This window comes from Achromobacter sp. 10T422 (assembly GCF_056394065.1).
This window is the reverse complement of the sequence record NZ_JBFTHD010000003.1, coordinates 439,368-456,792: the sequence shown is the minus strand read 5'-3', so window position 1 is coordinate 456,792 and position 17,425 is coordinate 439,368. Positions and strand designations below refer to the sequence as shown.

Genomic DNA, 17,425 nt, shown 5'->3' with positions numbered 1-17,425 from the left:
AAGGATTTCTCAAACCCGGACTTCTCAAACCAGGATGCCTCCAACCGGAATTTCTACACCCCGATGTCTCAAACCGGCATCCGTCCCCGTCAGTTGGCCGACGCCCCCGCGATCAGGCGGCGCTTGATCAGCGGCGCCTTTTCCACCCAGTGCATGCCGGCGTTACGCAGCCACACCAGCGGGGTCGCGTGCGAGGCGAACAGCTTGTGCAGGCCGTCGGTTGCCAGGCGCATGGCCAGCACCGGTTCGGCGCGCGCGCGCTGATAACGATGCAGCACGCGCAAGTCGCCCGCCGTGCGGTAAGGCTCGCGACCCGCCACCGTGCGGGCCAGCGCTTCGACGTCGCCCAACCCCAGGTTCAAGCCCTGGCCGGCCAGCGGATGCAGCCGGTGCGCGGCGTCGCCCGCCAGCGCGATCCCGGGCGCAACCATCTGCGCACGTTCAAGCGTCAAGGGAAAACCATGCAACTTGCTGCGCACCTTCAGGCGGCCCAACCGGCCCTCGGCCGCTTGGGCCAACAAAGTTTCAAGCCGGGCGGCCTGTTCTTCTGGCGGCAACGCCAGCAGCGCCTGGGCCGGTTCATTGCGCATGGACCACACCATCGACACCTGCGGGCCGTCCGCCGTATCGGGCAGCGGCAGCAAAGCCAGCACGCCGTCGTCGCGGAACCATTGGATGGCTGTGCCATGGTGGGCGCGCTCGGCGTCCAGATGCACGACCAAACCCGTGTCCTCGTAGGACACGGCGTCATGTTTCATGCCGGCCGCCGTGCGCAGCGGCGAGGCCGCGCCATCAGCGCCCACGAACAATTCAGCCTGAATGCGTGCACCGCTTTCGGTATCGATCTCGCCATCCCGGTAGCCCGTGCAGCGGTCTTCCAGCCAGGGGATGCCAAACATCCGCACCGCCTGGATCAGCACGCGCTCGATCTCGCCGGACTCCACAATCCAGGCCAGCTGCGGCAGCGCCGCCTGCCAGGCGTTCAGGTTGACCTGCCCGTCGGCGTCGCCATGGATTTCCATGGCCTCGACCGGCATCAACCGGCCCGAGGGCATGGCGTCCCAGACGCCCAGGTCAGCCAGAAAACGCTGGCTGGCGGGCGAAATGGCGTAGACACGCGGGTGATAGCGGTTGGGGTCGGCGGCGGGCACGGCCGTGCGCGGCGCCAGGACGGCCACGCGCTGGCCGCGCCGGGCCAGCGCCAGGGCCGTCGACAGGCCGACGATGCCGGCCCCGCAAACAACAATTTGATGGCTCATCGTGCCGAGGGCTCCCCAGCTTGCTTGGGCCACAGCACCCACATCTGGCCCCGTTGTTTCATGCGGCCCGCCTGCTGGCCGGCTTCTTCGCCGTAACCCCAGTAGAAGTCGGCGCGCGCCGCGCCCCGGATGGCCGTGCCCGTGTCCTGCGCAAACACCAGGCGTTGCAGCGGCCGGTCAGACGCCGGGAACGTGGTGGCCAAATACACCGGCGTACCCAGCGGCACGAAGGTGGCGTCGACCGCAATCGAGCGCTTGGGCGCCAGCGGAATCGCGTACGCGCCCTTGGGCCCTTGTTCGGGGTCAATCACCGGCTCTTCGCGGAAGAAAACCACCGCCGGGTTGGCGTTCAGCATTTCCGGCACGCGCTTGGGATTGCGCTGCGCCCAGGCGCGAATGTTCTGCATGGACGCCTGGTCGGCAGTCAGCTCGCCGCGGTCGATCAGCCAGCGGCCGATCGATACATAAGGCTGGCCGTTGTGGTCGGCATACGCCACGCGGATGGTCTTGCCCGTGTCGGGCCCGTCGGTCAGCTGGACGCGGCCCGACCCCTGCACTTGCAGGAAGAAGTTATCCACCGGGTCGTCCACCCAGACCACCACGGGCGGGCGGCGGCCAGACGATTCGATGGCGGCGCGGGTGTCATAAGGCACCACACGTTTGCCTTCGAGCTTGCCGCGCACGCGCTTGCCAGCCAGGTCCGGGTATACCGCGCCCAGGTCGATCGTCAGCAGATCCGCCGGCACCGCGTACAGCGGCCATTGATAGTTGCCGCCCTGGCGGCGCGATCCGCGCACCAGCGGTTCGTAGTATCCGGTGACCGTGTTGGTGGCCGGTTTGCCGTCTGCGGCATTCAGGCGCCACGGTTGCAGATAGGTTTGCAGAAAGCGGCGCACGCCTTCGGCATCGCCTGCCGCCGGCGCCCGGGACGGGTCGATGGCGGCGGCGCACACCGGCTGCCACGCGCGCGGGGTGGCGCGGGCGGGTGCGGCCAGGTTGCCGCTGGTGGGCCGCATCAGCCCACGGCAATTGCGCAGGAACAGCGGCCAGAACTGGGTCAGGTCGTCGGTGCTCCAGCCGGGCATTTCAGACCAGGTGCCGGCCTTGAATTTGCCGGCCAGGGCGCGCGGCGGAGTATCGGGCAGGGCCGACAACGACGGCACCACCAAGGGGCCATCAGCCGCCGGGGTACGCACGCCGGGGGTGCCGGGCGCGCCAGATTCAGGGGGGACTTCCGAGGGCGTGGAACATGCCGCCAGCAGAATCGGCAGCAGGGACAGGCTAAGAATGCGCTTCATGAGCAATTGGAAAAACGGGCGACGGGCCGGGCCATTCAATGCAGGGTGCGAGGCATGGCCAGGACGAATTCGGAGATCGGCACTTCGAACGGAATGCCGTTCTCGCCGACGCAGTGGTACGTGCCGCGCATCGTGCCCACCGGAGTGGGCAAGGGACAGCCGCTGGTGTATTCGAAGGTCTCGCCGGGCGCCAGCAACGGTTGCTGGCCAACAATGCCCAGCCCGCGCACTTCTTGCACGCGCTGGTTGCCGTCGGTGATGACCCAGTGCCGGCTGATCACCTGGGCGGGGTGTTCCCCCGTATTGGTGATGCGCACGGTATAGGCAAACACGAATTGCTGTTCGCCGGGATCGGACTGTTCAGGCACGAAGCGCGGAGTGACAGAGACGCTAAGGTCGTAAGGTTTCACAGTCCTTCCCTGTGTGGCTGCTGGACGCGGGGGCCGAAGCGCGGCGCCTGAGCGTTTTGAAAACGCAGTTTTCGGCCCGCGGAACCGGGTCTTTCCCGAACCCGCGCCCCAAACTGCAATAATGGCACATTATGCCCTCCCCGATCCCGAACATCATGTCATCCTCCACGGCCTCCACTCGCATCACCCCCAGCATCCTGTCGGCTGACTTCGCCCGCCTGGGCGAGGAAGTCCGCAACGTCGTCGCCGCAGGCGCCGACTGGATTCACGTGGACGTGATGGACAACCACTATGTCCCCAACCTGACCATCGGCCCGATGGTGTGCGCGGCGATCCGCCCCCACGTCGAAGTGCCGATCGACGTGCACTTGATGGTTGAACCGGTGGACGACCTGGTTCCGATGTTCGCCAAGGCCGGCGCCGACTACATCAGCTTCCACCCGGACGCCAGCCGCCACGTGGACCGCACGCTGTCGCTCATCCGCGAAAACGGCTGTAAGGCCGGCCTGGTCTTCAACCCCGCCACGCCGCTGTCCTACCTGGACTACGTCATGGACAAGATCGACCTGATCCTGATCATGTCGGTGAACCCGGGCTTTGGCGGCCAGAGCTTCATTCCCGGCGCATTGACCAAGCTGCGCGAAGCGCGCGCCCGCATCGACGCCTGGACGCAGGCCGGCGGCCAGGAAATCATGCTGCAAGTGGATGGCGGCGTCAAAATCGACAACATCGCCGAGATCCGTCGCGCGGGCGCCGACACCTTCGTGGCCGGCTCCGCCATTTTCGGCAAGCCCGACTACGCCGGCATCATCAAATCGATGCGCGAACAGATCGCCATCGGCGAAACCACCGCCGTTTAATCAGGAATCGACATGACCGCTTTTCGCGCCGCGCTGCTGGACCTGGACGGCACCCTGCTCGACTCCATTCCCGACCTGGCCTTCGCCGCCAACGCCATGCGCGTGGAACTTGGCATGACCGCGCTGCGCGAAGACGTGGTGGCCACCTTCGTGGGCAAGGGCGTGGACAACCTGGTGCGCCGCAGTCTGGCGGGCAGCCTGGACGCCGCCGACCCGTCGGCAGAAGATTTCGCCCGCGCCCGCGAGGCCTTTTACCGCCACTACCACCTGGTCAACGGCGAACGCGCGCAGGTCTACCCCGGCGTGCTTGATGGCTTAAAGCACATGCGCGACCAGGGCCTGAAGCTGGCCGTCGTCACCAACAAGCCCACCGAATTCACGCTGCCGCTGCTGCAACGCACCGGCCTGGCGGGCTTTTTCGACGCGGTCGTCTGCGGCGACACCTGCGAGCGCCGCAAGCCCGACCCCGACCAGGTGCTGCACGCCTGCGAGCTGCTGGGCGTGGCCGTGACCGAAGCCGTCACCATCGGCGACTCGATCAACGACGCCCAGGCCGGGCGCACGGCCGGCACGCAGGTGCTGGTGGTGCCTTACGGCTACAACGAAGGCCGTGACGTGCGCGAGCTGGATGTCGATGGTATAGTGGACACGCTTGTGAACGCCGCTCAGTGGGTAGCGCTCTGGAATCAAAACCAGAACGCCGCAAAAATCGCTTCCTGATTTCCCCCCTGAATCGGTGTCGGCAACCCGAACACCTGAATACACACACCCGGATCAATGAACGCTTACCCCCAGAACCAAATGCTCGGCGCCTCGTGGCGCTGGTGGCGTTTGTCTTCCGGGTGGCGATGATCCCTCCCGGCCCTGGACGCGTATGCCGCCTAGTGCCGTAGCTGTGTAAACACAGAGCCAAGCCCGGAACCAGTTACCTGGACCGGGCTTTTTGTTGTGCGCCCGGTCTGAAAGCAAATCAAAAATCGCTTACGAGACCCGCCATGACCGAAATCGAATTCAAAGCCCTCGCCGCCCAAGGCTACAACCGCATCCCGCTGGTGGCCGAAACCTATGCCGACCTGGATACGCCGCTGGGCATCTACCTGAAGCTGGCGCATGCAGGCCCCTTGGCCGGCCGCATGACCTGCCTGATGGAATCGGTGGTGGGCGGCGAACGCTTCGGCCGCTACTCCTTCATCGGCCTGCCCGCCCGCACGGTCATCCGCGCCAGCGGCACGCTGACGGAAGTGCTGCACGACGGCCAGGTCGTGGAAACGCACGAAGGCGACCCGCTGGCCTTCATCGAGCAGTACCAAAGCCGCTTCAAGGTGGCGCTGCGCCCCGGCATGCCGCGCTTTTGCGGCGGTCTGGCCGGCTACTTCGGCTACGACACCGTGCGCCACATCGAGCCCTGCCTGGGTCCGGCCGTGAAGCCCTTCCCGGCCGGCATGGACGGCGGCACGCCCGACCTGATGCTGATGCACGTGGACGAACTGGTCATCGTCGACAACCTGGCCGGCCGTATCTACCTGATGGTCTATGCCGACCCCAGCCAGCCCGAGTCCTACAGCCGCTCGCAGCAGCGCCTGCATGATCTGCGCGCCCGCCTGCGACGCCCCGTGGAAATTCCGTACAGCCACGCCAGCATGCAGACCGAAGAGCGGCGCGATTTCAAGAAAGAAGACTATCTGGCGGCTGTGCTGCGCGCCAAGGAACACATCGCCGCTGGCGACCTGATGCAAGTCCAGATCGGACAGGTCATCGCCAAGCCTTTCCGTGATTCCCCGCTGTCCCTCTACCGCGCGCTGCGGTCGCTGAACCCCTCCCCCTATATGTACTTCTGGAACTTCGGTGACTTCCAGGTGGTGGGCGCGTCGCCCGAGATCCTGGTGCGCCAGGAACGTGTGGTGGACAACGGCGTGCCGAAGTCGCAGATCACCATCCGCCCGCTGGCCGGCACCCGCAAGCGCGGCGCCACGCCCGAGGAAGATGCGGCGCTTGCCGCCGAACTGAAGGCCGACCCCAAGGAAGTGGCCGAACACGTGATGCTGATCGACCTGGCGCGCAACGACGTGGGCCGGGTAGCCGAAGTGGGCTCGGTGAAGGTCAGCGACACCATGGTCATCGAACGCTATTCGCACGTGATGCACCTGGTGTCCAACGTGACCGGCAACCTGAACCCGGGCATGAGCAGCATGGACGTGCTGCGCGCGTCGTTCCCGGCGGGCACGCTGACGGGCGCGCCCAAGGTCGAAGCCATGAAGATCATCGACGAACTCGAACCCGTGCGCCGCGGCATCTATGGCGGTGCGGCCGGCTACCTGAGCTACGGCGGCGAAATGGACGTGGCCATCGCCATCCGCACCGGCGTCATCAAGGACGGCACGCTGTACGTGCAAGCCGCCGCCGGCATCGTGGCTGATTCGAACCCCGAAGCCGAATACGCCGAAACCGAAGCCAAGGCCCGCGCCGTGCTGCGCGCCGCCGAGCAGGTGCAGCACGGCCTGGACGAACCCATCTGATTCCGGCCACGGCCAAAACGAACCCTGCCCGCACGGAGAAAAAAATGCTGTTGATGATCGATAACTACGACTCTTTTACCTACAACCTGGTCCAGTACTTTGGCGAACTGGGCGAAGACGTGCGCGTGGCGCGCAACGACCAGATCACGCTGGAAGAGATTGCCGCCCTGAACCCGGACCGCATCTGCGTGTCGCCCGGCCCGTGCTCGCCGGCTGAAGCCGGGATCTCGGTTGCCGCCATTCAGGCCTTTGCCGGCAAGAAGCCCATTCTGGGCGTGTGCCTGGGCCATCAGGCCATCGGCGCGGCTTACGGCGGCGACATCGTGCGCGCCCAGCAGATCATGCACGGCAAGACCGTGCGCATCTCGCACACCGGCACCGATATCTTCACGGACCTGCCCACGCCGTACACGGTGATCCGTTACAACTCGCTGACGATCGACCCCGCCACCCTGCCCGACTGCCTGGCCGTGACGGCCACGGCGCCGGACGGCGACATCATGGGCGTGCGTCACAAGACGCTGCCCTTGTACGGAGTACAGTTTCATCCGGAGTCGGTGCTCAGCGAGCACGGCCACGCCCTGCTGCGCAATTTTCTGAACCTCGCCTAAGACAAGAAGGACGCATCGTGACCATTTCCCCCACCGAAGCCCTGACGCGCTGCATTGAACACCGCGAAATTTTCCACGACGAAATGCTGCATCTGATGCGCATGCTGATGCGCGGCGAGATGACGCCGCAGATCGCCAGCGCGCTGCTGATGGGCCTGCGCGTCAAGAAGGAAACCATCGGCGAGATCACCGCGGCCGCCCAGGTCATGCGCGAGTTCGCCACCCCTGTCGTCACCCCCAACCCCGAAGACCTGCTGGACATGTGCGGCACGGGCGGCGACGGCAGCCACACGTTCAACATTTCCACCACCGCCATGTTCGTGGCGGCGGCGGCCGGCGTGCCGATCGCCAAGCACGGCAACCGCAGCGCGTCGTCCTCCAGCGGCAGCGCCGATGTGCTGGAAGCGTTGGGCGCCAACCTTGTGCTGACGCCGGAAGAAGTCGCCGAGTGCATCCAGACCACCGGCATCGGCTTCATGTTCGCCCCCGCCCACCACGGCGCGATGAAGAACGTGGCCGCCGTGCGCAAGGAACTGGCCGTGCGCACCATCTTCAACATCCTGGGGCCGCTCACCAACCCGGCCGGCGCCGGCAACCAGCTGATGGGCGTGTTCCACCCCGACCTCGTCGGCATCCAGGTGCGCGTGCTGGAACGGCTGGGATCGCGCCACGTACTGGTCGTGCACGGCAAGGACGGCATGGACGAAGCGTCGCTGGGCGGGGCCACGCTGGTCGGTGAATTGAAAGATGGTCAAATACGGGAATATGAAATCCACCCCGAGGACTACGGGCTATCCATGATGTCCAATCGGTCTATCAAGGTGTCCAATCGCGAGCAGTCACGCGAACTTGTCATCGAGGCGCTGGAAAATGTCGAGGGCACCGCCCGAGACATCGTCGCCCTGAACGCAGGTCTCGCCATCTACGCCGGCAATAAAGCCGATTCCATTCCCGAAGCCTTAGCGCTAGCATTTGAAATGATTGCCACCGGTGCGGCGCGAGCCAAGCTGGAAGAATTCTGCGCAACCACCCGGAAATTCCTGAAATGAACGATATTCTCGCGAAGATCCTCGCCGTCAAGGTTGAGGAAGTCGCCGCCGCTCGCCAGATGCGCAGCGAAGCCGAAGTCTTGCGCGAAGCGCAGGCGCGGCAGGACGTGCGTGGCTTCGCCCAAGCCATCGAAGACAAGATCTCGCAGGGCAAAGCCGGCGTCATCGCCGAAATCAAGAAAGCATCGCCGTCCAAAGGCGTGCTGCGCGAGACCTTCGCCCCCGCCGACATCGCGTCGACGTACGCGGTGCACGGCGCGGCCTGCCTGTCGGTACTGACCGACGTGCAATTCTTCCAGGGTTCACACGACCACCTGCGCCAGGCGCGCGCCGCCTGCTCGTTGCCGGTGCTGCGCAAGGACTTCGTGATCGATCAGTACCAGATCATCGCCGCGCGCGCGATGGGCGCCGACTGCGTGCTGCTGATCGTGGCCGCCCTCACGCCCGCACAACTGCGCGACTACGAAACGCTGGCGATGGAACTGGGCATGGACGTGCTGGTGGAAGTGCATGACGCCCGCGAGCTCGACGTGGCGCTGACCATGAAGACGCCGCTCTTGGGCATCAATAACCGCAACCTGCGCACCTTCGAGACCAGCCTGAAGAACACGCTGGACCTGCTGCCCAACATCCCGGCAGGCAAGCGCGTCGTGACCGAAAGCGGCATTCTCAAGCCGGAAGACGTCAAGCTCATGCGCGACCACAAGGTCAACGCCTTCCTGGTGGGCGAAGCATTCATGCGCGCCAAAGACCCGGGCGCCGAACTCGCACGCCTGGTCGGCTAACGCCGCTTACCCAGGCTATCGCGCGCGCGGCAAACCCAACGCCGCCGCGCGCCGGTACACGGTGCTGCGGTGCACACCCAGCGCCCGCGCCGCTCTGCTGACATTGCCGCCATGCGCGGCCAGTGCGCCGCGAACGGCGGCATCCGTCATCGATTGCAGATCTGCCGTACCGCCTTCGGGCGGCGCGGCGGCGGTGGCATGCGCGTTATTCGCCACGGGCCGCAGTTCGGCGGGCAGCATGTCCGCATCGACCACGCCCGACGGCCCCGCCAACACATGCAAGGTGCGCAGCACGGCCACCAGCTGCCGGTAATTGCCCGGCCACGGGTACGCAGCCAGCAGCGCTTCGATGGGCGGCGGCAACACCGGCCCCGCCCCTTGCGCCGCCCAGAGCGCCCGCAGCAATTCAAGACGGTCGGCGCGCGTGCGCAACGGCTCCAGCGTGACGGTGTATTCGGCGATACGGAAATACAGGTCGGGGCGCACCGGCGCATCGGCGCCTTCGTGGGCCAGCGGACGGTGCGTGGCGCACACCAGCGCAAAATCCACCGGCACCGGCCGCGCTGCGCCCAGTGGCGACACCTCTCGCGTCTGCAACACGCGTAGCAGCCGTGATTGCAGCATCAGCGGCATGTCGCCGATCTCATCCAGGAACAGCACGCCGCCATGCGCCTGCCGCAGCAAACCCTTGCTGCCTTGACGCCGCGCCCCCGTGAACGCGCCATCTTCATAGCCGAACAATTCGGATTCGATCAGGCTTTCGGGCAAGGCGGCGCAGTTCACCGCCACGAACGGGCCGGCCGCCCGCTTGCCGCGCGCATGCAATTGGCGCGCGAAGACCTCTTTGCCCACGCCCGTTTCGCCTTGCAGCAAAATGGACACGCCCGCGTCTGACAGGTGCACGGCGCGCGCCAGTGCGCCAAGTGTGGCGGCGTCGAAACTGGGCGCGGCCGGGCGCGTGGCATCGGCGCTTGGCAAGGCCGGCGCCACCGGCTGCGGCGGACGCGAACGCGGCAAGCGCAGCCGCGCGTGATAGCTCGTGCCGGTGCGCGTATGCACGCGGCCCGCGGCATCGGGGCAACGTTCCAGTGCGCCATCGAAAACATCGCTGTAGCGGTACACCCCCAACGCCGTTGCCGCCAGCCCCAGCGCCTGCAAGGCGCGGCGGTTGGCGCCGATCAGCACATCGCCCTGAAACGCCAGCAGGCCTTCGCCCGGCGCGCCCAGGCCGGAATGGTGGTCGTGCAGCCGCAGCACGGCATGGTGGTCATAGGCTTGTTCGAACAAGCGGTGTTCGATCAGATCAACCGCGGCGCGCACCAGCTCCAGGACGTCAGGGCGGATATCGCGCGCCTGGCTGGATAAATCCAGCACGCCGAGCGTGCGGCCTTCGCTATCGGTAATGGGCACCGCGGCGCAGGTCAGGATGCGATTGGGTTCGAAGTAATGTTCCGCGCCATGCACTGTGATGGGCCGGCCTTCGACCAGCGCGGTGCCGATGGCGTTGGTGCCTGCGGCAGCTTCATCCCACGGCGCGCCAGGCATCAGCGCCACGCGCGACGCGCGGCTGGCGAACCCCGCATCGCCGTCGCTATCCAGCACCAGCCCTTGGGCGTCAGACAGAATCACCAGGTTGCCGCTGCCGCCCGCCTCGCGGCGCAGATACGACATGGCGGGTTCGGACAGCCGGCGCAACGCTTCGTTGCGCTGCTGGGCTTCGCGCAGTTCGCCTTGCGTCATGAGTTCGGCGCGGCGCACACCACGCATGTCGAAGCCCAGGTCAGCACAACGCCGCCAGGATTGCAGGATGGGTTCCGCGACGATGCCGCCCGGCACCGCCCCCTGCTGGTTGAACAGCAGGCGCGCTTGCGTCAGCGCTTGCTGACGGGAATGAGTGGCCATGCGTGTCTCCTAGGACAGGCGTTCTGCGACACCTGTTCCGCGACAATGTCGCAAAAAACGGCACTGGATGTTGCCCGCGCCGAGTCCGCTGCGCGGGTTGGTCAACTTTCGCACGCCGGGGCGCGCGCTGTCCAGCGGGGAACCCCGCACCTTGGCATGGTCCTTGCTTGGTAAGGGATAGGCAGCCGACTGCCGCTATCCCAACAATATCGGAGACAAGTATGGACATCGCGACCCGCATCACCCCGGACTCGTATGGCACCCGTCTGGACCTGAAAACGCAGTACGACAATTTCATTGATGGAAAGTGGCAGAAGCCGGCGGACGGTGAGTACTTCGATAACGTCACGCCGGTCACGGGCCAGGTGCTGAGCCGCAACGCGCGCTCGAAGGAACGCGACATCGACCTGGCGCTGGACGCCGCGCATCGTGCCGCACCGAAATGGGGTGCGACCCCGGCCGCCGAACGCGCGCGCATGCTGATGCAGATTGCCGACGTGATGGAAGCCAACCTGGAACGCCTGGCCACCGCCGAAACCTGGGACAACGGCAAACCGATCCGCGAAGCCCGCGCCGCCGACATCCCGCTGGCCATCGACCACTTCCGCTATTTCGCCTCGTGCATCCGCAGCCAGGAAGGCGGCCTGTCGGAAATCGACAGCGACACCGTGGCCTATCACTTCAACGAACCGCTGGGCGTGGTCGGCCAGATCATCCCGTGGAACTTCCCCATCCTGATGGCCGCGTGGAAGCTCGCGCCGGCATTGGCCGCGGGCAATTGCGTGGTGCTCAAACCCGCCGAGCAAACCCCGCTGGGCATCCTGCTGCTGATGGAGCTGATTGGCGACATCCTGCCCCCGGGCGTTCTGAACGTGGTGACGGGCTTTGGCCTGGAAGCCGGCAAGCCGCTGGCCTCAAGCAAGCGCATCGCCAAGATCGCGTTCACCGGTGAAACCACCACCGGCCGGCTGATCATGCAGTACGCGTCGCAGAACATCATCCCCGTCACGCTGGAGCTGGGCGGCAAGTCGCCCAACATCTTCTTCGCCGACGTGGCCGCGCAAGACGACGACTTCCTGGACAAGGCCATCGAGGGCTTCGTGATGTTCGCGCTGAACCAAGGCGAAGTGTGCACGTGCCCCAGCCGCGCCCTGATCCAGGAATCGCTCTACGACAAGTTCATGGAACGCGCGCTCAAGCGTGTGGCCGAAATCAAGCAGGGCAACCCACTGGACGGCGACACCATGCTGGGCGCGCAGGCGTCCACCGAGCAGCTGGAAAAAATCCTGTCGTACCTGGACATCGGCAAGCAGGAAGGCGCCGACGTGCTGGCCGGCGGCTCGCGCGCGCAGATGCAAGGCGCGCTGGAAGGCGGCTATTACGTGCAGCCCACCGTCTTCAAGGGCCACAACAAGATGCGCGTGTTCCAGGAGGAAATCTTCGGGCCGGTCGTGGCCGTGACGACGTTCAAAGACGCCGATGACGCGCTGGCGCTGGCGAACGACACGCTCTATGGCCTGGGCGCCGGCGTGTGGTCGCGCGACGCCAATACGTGCTACCGGATGGGACGCGCCATCAAGGCCGGACGCGTGTGGACCAACTGCTATCACGCGTATCCGGCGCATGCGGCCTTCGGCGGCTACAAACAATCGGGCATCGGACGCGAGAACCACAAGATGATGCTCAACCACTATCAGCAGACGAAGAACCTGCTGGTGAGCTATTCGCCGAAGAAGCTGGGTTTCTTCTGATCGCGCATCCTGCACCTGCCGCAATCCGCGCGCCGGGCCTTCGGGCCTGGCGCGCGGGCAAGGCAAGCGGAAGCGGAGGCGGAGGCGGAGGCGGAAGCGGAAGCGGAAGCGGAAGCGGAAGCGGAAGCCGAAGCCGAAGCCGACGCCGACGCCGAAGCGAAGTGCATCGGAACACACGCCAGACAGGAGTCACAACATGGCAGAACCCACGCCACGCGTCGTCGCCACTGACGACGCGCGCCAACTGATCGACACGCTGCGCACGAAGCACGGCCCGCTGATGTTTCACCAATCGGGCGGATGCTGCGACGGCAGCTCGCCCATGTGCTATGCGCTGGGCGAATTCATGGTGGGCGGATCGGACGTGCTGCTGGGCGAACTGGAGGGCTGCCCGTTCTACATGGGCGAAGACCAGTTCGCGTATTGGGAGCACACCCAGCTCATCATCGACGCCGTGCCGGGGCGCGGCGGCGCATTCTCACTGGACAGCGCGGAAGGCAAGCGCTTCCTGCTGCGGTCGCGCTTGTACTCCGATGAGGAATGGGCGCAAGTGGCGCCCGTGACGAAGGGGTGAATCAACCGCCCTTGCCGCGATGGGCGCCGGAGCGCCCCTTTTCATGTGGCCCCTTCGCATGCGGCCCCTTTGCATGCGGCATCATCGGCTGCGGCATCGCCGGCTGCAAATCGGCCTGCGCTGCCTGCTCCCACTGAAACGACACCCGCCGAATGCGGGCCGCGCGGAACTGCGTGAACGAGCGGCCGCCCGGCATGGGCGCGCCACGATAAGCACTGCTGGCATTCTTCATTTTCGAGCCCACTCCAAGGCGTCTTCCAGGCGGTCATTGCCCCAGAACATTTCATCGCCGACAAAGAACGTCGGCGCGCCGAACAAACCCAGGTTGCGCGCCCGGTCCACCTGGCGGCGCAGCGCCTCCTTGGCGGCTTCGGTCTTGGCGCGTTCGATCAGCATGTCGGCGTCCAGCGACAGATCCTTCAACACCTGATGCACGACATCTTCGGCCTGGATGTCCAGGTCGTGCTGGAAATTGGCGCGAAACACCGCCACGCAAAAGTCCTGGCCCCACGGTTCGTCCTGGCCCAGCAGCGCAATGCGCGCGGGCAGCACGCTCATGCGCGGGAACAGGCGCGGGCGGTTGTACGTCACGCCGTACTTGTCGGCCAGACGGGCGATGTCGCGCATCATGTACGCGCCCTTGCCCGGAAACAGGCGAAACGGCGAATCATTCCACCCCTGCGCCTGGAAGATCGGACCCAGCAGAAAGGGGCGCAGATCGACCACGACGCCCGCCGCTTCAGCCAGTGCGCCGACCCGCTCAATGGCCAGATAGCTGTAGGGGCTGGCGAAATCGAACCACATCTGCATGCGGGGCGAGTCAGGCGAAGGCGCGGTCATCGGGAAGGCTCCGGCGGGAATGGGGCGCGAACAGTAGGGGCAAACGACACGAACGGCAGAGGCGAACGGCAGGGACAAGCGGTTATGGCAGGCGGTAAGGGCAAGCGGTAAGGGCAAGCGGTAATGGCAGGCGGTAATGGCAGGCGGTAAGGCCAAGCGCCCGTCACAGGCTTCTATTGAACGCCGTCGGCGTACTATTGCTCAAGCGACATTTCCGCCCGATACGCATGAGTTTTACGAATGTCATATCCGCTGGCCAAACTCCCGCCCCTTGATCTGGTCCGAGGCTTCGTCGCCGTGGGCCGCCGCATGAGCATCACCCTTGCCGCGCAGGATCTGCATGTGACGCAGTCTGCCGTCAGCCGCCAGATCCGGGCGCTGGAAGCGCATCTGGGCGTGCCGCTGCTGGTGCGCGGATTTCGCAGCGTGTCGTTTACGTCTGAAGGGGCGCAGCTGTTTCGCATGGCCGACGTCTGGCTAAGCCAGTTGGGCGACTTGACCGAACAACTGCGCGCGCCCGAGCGCCGCACGCCCGTTACCGTCACCACAACCATCGGCGTGGCCTCGCTGTGGCTGCTGCCCCGGCTGGGCGCGTTCCAGGCGGCGCATCCGCATATCGACGTGCGTGTGGCGGCCGACAACCGCCTGATCGATATCGACCGCGAAAGCGTGGACATCGCCATCCGCTACAGCTTGCGAGCCATGGTTCCAGACGCCGCGGCCTGGATGTTCGGCGAATCGGTCGTGCCAGTGGCGCATCCGTCGCTGGACGCCCGCGAGCTGGACGCGCGAGAACTGCAACGCCATGTTTTGCTGGAATTCGACGACCCGACGCGGCCCTGGCTGCAATGGTCGGAATGGCTGAACGCGCGCGGGCTGAACCGGGCGCGCGCCAAAGGCATGCTGCGCTTTAACCAATACGACCAGATCGTGCTGGCGGCGCTGGCCGGCCACGGCATCGCCCTGGGCCGGGTGGCGCTGATTGCGCCCATGCTGGCTGATGGCCGGTTGCACGCGGTAGGCGGACAGGCGGCCCTGGCCACTGAACACGCGTACTGGCTGGTGCGCAATGCGCGGCGCAGCACACCCGACGCCGATGTGGTCGCGCAGTGGCTGATGGAGCAAGCTGCGGCCACCGAGCGCGATCTGCGTGATGAATCTGCGTTGAATAAAGGGGCCTCAGACGCTGCCGCCCCGAGGCCCTACGGCCCCTGATTCTGCGGTTCCCCTGAATCAGGCCCACCGGTACACGGCGCTCACAAAGCTATACAAACCTTTGTACATTTCCGGTGCGCCTCAAGTACAGTTCGCGCTGCATGGCGAACAGCGGCCATAACCCGAACCACGATCCCCGCTGATTGCTCCAGCCATTCCGGCGCCCCTTCCCGGTGCTGTCCCTGATATTGGGGCCGGAGTTTCTTGCATGCATCCCTTCCCTTGAAGGCCCCCGAGACTGGGGCCAAGGGCGTTTTGTCGCCGTTATCGGCGTTTTTGCTTAGCCCACCCCATTGATGCAGATGAAGCGTTTACGTCTCACCGACGCGTGGCAAGACTGGTTTCTGAATGTTCAGCGCGCCTTCCTGCTGATCCTGGCGCCCTGGCTGGTCAGCGTGCTGGCGCAGTTCATTGGCCGCAGCTATCTGCTGGTGAAGTACGCCCCCTCGGCCACCTATACGGCGCTGCCGCAAGACGTCGGCCGCACCCTGGGAATCGGGCTGCTGTTTGACATCAAAGTGGCCAGCATCGTGTTCTCGGCCTTGCTGGCGATGGCGATGCTGGCGGCGGGCAGCCGGCCGCTATATGCGCGTTGGCTGCGGCTGGCGCCGGGGGTCGGCGCGGGCCTGGCCGCCCTGTTTGCCGCATCCACCGTCGTAAGCGTCTGCTACTTCGCCACGTTCTCGCGGTCCATCGACATCTTCGTGTTCGGCATGGTCGACGACGACACGCGCGCCATTCTGATGACGCTGTGGCACGGCTACCCCGTGGTGCAGGCGGGCCTGCTGCTCTCGGCCGTGCTGGCCTGCACCTGGTGGCTGGGGTCGCGCTGGCGGCGCAACGTGATGCGCATTTCTTTGCGCCGCCGGGGGCTGCTGCCGACGGTGCTGCAACTGCTGCTCATCCTGGCCATCACCGTACTGGCGTGCCGCGGGTCGGTGGGGCGGTTTCCGCTGAACCGGGACGACACCAGCATTTCCAACATGCGCTTTTTGAACGCCATTGCGCCCAACGGCATCTCCGCGTTTTTCTGGGCGCTGGGCGAACGCGGCAACGACAAGCGCTTTCTGCCGGTCACGGCGGCTGAAGGCGAAGCGCTGTACGCGCGCTTTCTTGGGGCGCCGGGAACGCCGGACCTGCAACCGTTCATGGCCGTCACCGGCGCGCACCCCGCCGCGCAGGCGCGGCCCCCGCACGTGGTGCTGCAAGTCATGGAAAGCATGGGCCATCACCTGAACACCTACGATCAGCCGGGGCGGGATCTGCTGGGCGCGCTGCGCCCGCACTGGGAACAGGACTGGCGCTTTGACCGTTTCCTGTCGGAAGGCAATGGCACGATTGATTCGCTGTCCCGTCTGCTGGTGCGCAGCCCGGTGCCAGCCATCGGCCAATCGTCAGCCGCCGACGACACCTTCGCCAGCAACGCCTTCACGCCGTATCTGGCGCGCGGATACCGCGTGCTGTTCGTGACGTCAGGCGCCGCCACCTGGCGCAACCTGGGCACCTTCGCCACGCACTTGGGCGCGCACGAATTCATCGACCAGCAGACGTTGCGCGCCAAGTATCCCGAGGCCGAAGCCGGCACCTGGGGCGTGCCCGACGAATACATGTTCCGCTACATCGAAAGCCGCCTGGCCGACGCCGACCGCGACGGCACGCCGCTGTTCATCATCGCGCTGTCCACGACCCACCACCCGCCCTTCATCACGCCCAAAGGCGCCCCACGCGGCGGCCTGGCACTGAACGATGTGACGCGCTTGCCGTACTTCAAATCCTGGGATTCGGCAGAAGACGTCTTTGACACGCTGCGCTACGCCAACGACCAATTGGGCCGCTTCCTGACTCGCGTCAAGGCATCGCCCAGCGGCGCCCGCACCATCGTTGCAGCAACGGGCGACCACAACCTGCTTGGCCTGCATTACCCGGACGAGCGCGACGCCGCGCTGGCCCGCGCCGTGCCGTTCTACCTGTACGTGCCGCAGGAGTACCGCAGCCGCGCCGTGTTTGACCCGGCCCGCGTGGGCAGCCACAAAGACATCATGCCCACGCTGTATCAGCTGAGCCTGCCCGGCACGCCCTACTTTCGCAGCGGCTGCGATTTGCTGGCGGCGCAGCCGGACCCGGTCTGGTGTTTTGGCATCAATGACCCGAACGTCACGATCACGCAAGACGGCGCTTACCGGCGCAACCAGCCGGGCAAGATTCTGCCCTGGGCCAACGCAACGGGCCTGGCGCTAGACAGCGAACAGGCCACCACGCCGGCGCAGCGCGAAGAACAGGCGCGGCTTGCCGCCTACCCCAAGCTGATGCTCTGGCAGATCAACCACCAGGTGCAATCGCAAGCGCGGCACTGAC

At 65.8% G+C, this 17,425-nt stretch carries 16 protein-coding genes; 10 read left to right on the top strand and 6 right to left on the bottom strand.

Annotated features, from left to right (window positions below; genetic code table 11):
• Positions 1-89 precede the first annotated feature (89 nt).
• Genes AC1DB0_RS09685 through apaG form a run of 3 tightly spaced genes read right to left on the bottom strand, consistent with a single transcriptional unit; the run spans position 90 to position 2,967 of the window.
• Positions 90-1,259 carry a UbiH/UbiF family hydroxylase gene (locus AC1DB0_RS09685; RefSeq protein ID WP_054421203.1) on the bottom strand — a complete coding sequence of 390 codons (1,170 nt, stop codon included), beginning with the start codon at positions 1,257-1,259 and terminating at the stop codon, positions 90-92.
• Positions 1,256-2,557, bottom strand: coding sequence for a murein transglycosylase A (gene mltA / locus AC1DB0_RS09680; RefSeq protein ID WP_054421202.1), 1,302 nt, complete (start codon positions 2,555-2,557; stop codon positions 1,256-1,258). Before mltA ends, AC1DB0_RS09685 begins: the two co-directional genes overlap by 4 nt.
• A gap of 35 nt (positions 2,558-2,592) precedes the next feature.
• Positions 2,593-2,967, bottom strand: a complete 375-nt coding sequence (apaG, locus tag AC1DB0_RS09675; protein ID WP_006227296.1) for a Co2+/Mg2+ efflux protein ApaG — start codon at positions 2,965-2,967, stop codon at positions 2,593-2,595.
• 131 nt (positions 2,968-3,098) lie between these two features.
• On the opposite strand from apaG, the gene rpe reads away from it, so the two are divergent.
• The 6 genes from rpe (at position 3,099) to trpC (ending at position 8,788) form a co-directional block, all read left to right on the top strand.
• On the top strand, positions 3,099-3,827 hold the full coding sequence (gene rpe / locus AC1DB0_RS09670) for a ribulose-phosphate 3-epimerase (RefSeq protein WP_054421201.1): 729 nt from the start codon (positions 3,099-3,101) through the stop codon (positions 3,825-3,827).
• Positions 3,828-3,839: 12 nt separating this feature from the next.
• Complete coding sequence (locus tag AC1DB0_RS09665) at positions 3,840-4,547, top strand: phosphoglycolate phosphatase (protein ID WP_342067459.1); 708 nt, start codon at positions 3,840-3,842, stop codon at positions 4,545-4,547.
• A 275-nt stretch (positions 4,548-4,822) separates the two neighbouring features.
• Positions 4,823-6,343 carry an anthranilate synthase component I gene (trpE, locus tag AC1DB0_RS09660; protein WP_054421199.1) on the top strand — a complete coding sequence of 507 codons (1,521 nt, stop codon included), beginning with the start codon at positions 4,823-4,825 and terminating at the stop codon, positions 6,341-6,343.
• Between the two features lie 44 nt (positions 6,344-6,387).
• The gene (locus AC1DB0_RS09655; RefSeq protein ID WP_054421198.1) at positions 6,388-6,954 is read left to right on the top strand and encodes an aminodeoxychorismate/anthranilate synthase component II; all 567 of its coding nucleotides are present in this window, start codon (positions 6,388-6,390) and stop codon (positions 6,952-6,954) included.
• Positions 6,955-6,971: 17 nt separating this feature from the next.
• Entirely contained in the window at positions 6,972-8,003 is a 1,032-nt protein-coding gene (trpD, locus tag AC1DB0_RS09650) for an anthranilate phosphoribosyltransferase (RefSeq protein WP_054421197.1), read from the top strand.
• Positions 8,000-8,788 (top strand): indole-3-glycerol phosphate synthase TrpC, encoded by a 789-nt coding sequence (gene trpC, locus AC1DB0_RS09645; protein WP_054421196.1) that lies wholly within the window; start codon positions 8,000-8,002, stop codon positions 8,786-8,788. Before trpD ends, trpC begins: the two co-directional genes overlap by 4 nt.
• A 15-nt stretch (positions 8,789-8,803) precedes the next feature.
• Here trpC and AC1DB0_RS09640 read toward each other — a convergent pair whose 3' ends face one another.
• Positions 8,804-10,690, bottom strand: coding sequence for a sigma-54-dependent Fis family transcriptional regulator (locus tag AC1DB0_RS09640; RefSeq protein WP_476757418.1), 1,887 nt, complete (start codon positions 10,688-10,690; stop codon positions 8,804-8,806).
• Positions 10,691-10,911: 221 nt separating this feature from the next.
• Between AC1DB0_RS09640 and adh the strand changes: the two genes are divergently transcribed.
• Positions 10,912-12,441, top strand: a complete 1,530-nt coding sequence (adh, locus tag AC1DB0_RS09635; RefSeq protein WP_054421194.1) for an aldehyde dehydrogenase — start codon at positions 10,912-10,914, stop codon at positions 12,439-12,441.
• A 196-nt stretch (positions 12,442-12,637) separates the two neighbouring features.
• The gene (locus tag AC1DB0_RS09630) at positions 12,638-13,015 is read left to right on the top strand and encodes a DUF779 domain-containing protein (RefSeq protein ID WP_391568278.1); all 378 of its coding nucleotides are present in this window, start codon (positions 12,638-12,640) and stop codon (positions 13,013-13,015) included.
• Between the two features lies 1 nt (position 13,016).
• Here the strand turns inward: AC1DB0_RS09630 and AC1DB0_RS09625 are convergent, their stop codons facing one another.
• Both AC1DB0_RS09625 and AC1DB0_RS09620 read right to left on the bottom strand, forming a co-directional pair.
• The gene (locus tag AC1DB0_RS09625; RefSeq protein ID WP_476757417.1) at positions 13,017-13,247 is read right to left on the bottom strand and encodes a hypothetical protein; all 231 of its coding nucleotides are present in this window, start codon (positions 13,245-13,247) and stop codon (positions 13,017-13,019) included.
• Positions 13,244-13,855 carry a DsbA family protein gene (locus AC1DB0_RS09620; RefSeq protein WP_476757416.1) on the bottom strand — a complete coding sequence of 204 codons (612 nt, stop codon included), beginning with the start codon at positions 13,853-13,855 and terminating at the stop codon, positions 13,244-13,246. Before AC1DB0_RS09620 ends, AC1DB0_RS09625 begins: the two co-directional genes overlap by 4 nt.
• A 240-nt stretch (positions 13,856-14,095) precedes the next feature.
• Between AC1DB0_RS09620 and AC1DB0_RS09615 the strand changes: the two genes are divergently transcribed.
• Together AC1DB0_RS09615 and AC1DB0_RS09610 are read left to right on the top strand one after the other, a co-directional pair.
• Positions 14,096-15,070: a LysR substrate-binding domain-containing protein gene (locus AC1DB0_RS09615; RefSeq protein WP_054421190.1), complete on the top strand. Its 975-nt coding sequence runs from the start codon at positions 14,096-14,098 to the stop codon at positions 15,068-15,070.
• A 302-nt stretch (positions 15,071-15,372) separates the two neighbouring features.
• The gene (locus AC1DB0_RS09610) at positions 15,373-17,424 is read left to right on the top strand and encodes an LTA synthase family protein (RefSeq protein ID WP_476757415.1); all 2,052 of its coding nucleotides are present in this window, start codon (positions 15,373-15,375) and stop codon (positions 17,422-17,424) included.
• Position 17,425: the final 1 nt, after the last annotated feature.